Raw genomic sequence first — 2,104 nt, forward strand, 5'->3', positions numbered from 1 at the left:
TACCAAAACAAGAAGCCCTAGAGCCCTAACTCTAAGGCTTCTTGTTTTCAAATAAGGATTTTGTATTAAATCTGCACAAAGATTAAGAAGCATACATACCATATCTTGTGCACCTTTTTTATATAAATCTTGTTCATTGGGCGCCTTTAAAAGCGCTCTTTTTTGTTGAAAAACTACACAAAGAACAAAAAACGCATACAATGTCACGTATTCTTTTTCATTGTAAGTTTGGGTGGAAGAGCGTCTTCCAGGACGCTCTTTATATTTGTTTATAAACAAATAATTTACTTAAAAATACTCACAGTTTGTATAAACCAAACATATATTTACATAGACAAGACATAGCTTTTTATTAAACATGCACAATTTTTGTGCATGTTTTTTATTTAACAAAAATTACATATTTTTTCAGTTCAGATTATGTTAAGATTTACTTCTTAGTCGAATTATGGTTTCGTATCTAATTCAGCAATATGTGAACTGTTTATCTAAAGAAAAGACACCCAAAAGGTGTCTTTTCTTCTTTTAATCTAAAAAACATTTCTCCTATTTAGTAAGATCCAATTAGCCCTCTAACCTAAGCCTCATAATTAAAGGCAATTTAATCATGGTACTCAAGAGTTTTCATCCATTTCAATATACCTATAGCTTAATTTAAAATCACATTTCCAGCACTATATTTGCTTTCCTACAGATTTTCTGTCTTGTTCTTAATTCTGTCAAAATCCTCATGTAGCTATACAAAGAATATATGCTACTATGATATTAAGAAACTATGCGTTCCCTTAACCCTGTATCCGGCCCTGTATTTATTACAGGGTCTTTGTTTATTTTATTTACTTTTATTGGCTTATAAAGGTTAATACACAACCAATTTCAATTAAAACCGTTTAAATGTTAGTTATAATTTGAAAAAATATATCTATTAACTTTTTTAACAAATGTAATCTAATATTAAATTTCCAAATTTATACTGTACTATACACCAGTTAACACTATATAAATAGTATTAACTATCTTAATTGAATATTAGTAATAGTAAGTATAAACATTATCAATTTACTACATCTTACATTTATGTAAAAATAAATACATGTTAAGCTTTTTCAAAATCTTTCCCCTAATAAAGATTTGAAGTAGCATTTCATGATTCTCCTTACTGTTAATATGCCTTGAAAAAGAACCCTATAGGGTTCTTTTTCTTCTCATTATAACCTCAGTAAGTTCATGCAAAAAGGACTGCTAATTATTTGCAGCCCTTTTACACGTTAATATACACTTGTATTACATGCTTAAAACTTTATTGTATTAGGTATTTATACCAACTAAACATGCCATTATCATTTAGATATATAACACTTCAAAGTTTAGAAGTATACAATAACAAATCTTTCCCAACTTCCAGCTACATAACTAGTAGCTGTTAATTCTCTACCACCATTTGCTGATATATATCTACCATTACTTAGTGCTTGTAATACATATATCCTATTGTCTCCACCATTATATAAGATAAACTTTTCCCATGCACCAATTGATGTACGATCTGCTACTACTCTACCATTTGGCTCAAACAAAACATACTTCCCATTACTTTTAGTTTTTAAAGCGTACGTATATAATTCCCCAGTCGGAATTAATTCGAATTTCTCCCATTCATTAACTGCATTACGATTTGCTATTATATTTCCCGAAGGCTCAGCCGAAACATATTGTAAATTTGCTGCCTGTATAGCAACTGTCCAACTTCCATTTTACTTTAAAGGTTTAAACAATTGTGACCACATTTGTTTAAACCTCCACAATTTTTTCTAAGCTATTCTCTAAAAATCTTATTTTTCGTTGTAAATAAACCTGATTGGTACCCTTTATGCAAAAGAAAAGATGGAACCTTTAATTCAACTCCACCTTTTTTCGAAATAAAAAGCATCTAATTCTATTTGAATTAGATGCTTATATTTAGTCCTTAAACCTAATATTCTAAACTATTTACGCGTTTGTAAATCTTTTTTTATTACATCCCAGAGTGAATTATCTTGACGCATCGGTTTACCCTCTTCATCCCATTTTATTTTTTCTGTTCCCAATTCATAATTCATCCCTG

At 29.5% G+C, this 2,104-nt stretch carries 1 protein-coding gene and 2 pseudogenes; all 3 read right to left on the reverse strand.

Going from position 1 to position 2,104, the window contains the following annotated elements:
* The coding region (locus HFD78_RS29775) for a hypothetical protein (protein ID WP_238797755.1) at positions 1-279 on the reverse strand (279 nt) is incomplete at its 3' end.
* 1,088 nt (positions 280-1,367) lie between these two features.
* Positions 1,368-1,754 (reverse strand): annotated as a pseudogene (locus HFD78_RS28935) (fascin domain-containing protein); the annotation flags it as partial.
* Between the two features lie 231 nt (positions 1,755-1,985).
* A pseudogene (locus tag HFD78_RS28940) lies at positions 1,986-2,104 on the reverse strand (glycosyl hydrolase family 5); the annotation flags it as partial.

Source organism: Bacillus sp. EKM501B (genome assembly GCF_011800505.1).
GTDB lineage: Bacteria > Bacillota > Bacilli > Bacillales > Bacillaceae_G > Bacillus_A > Bacillus_A cereus.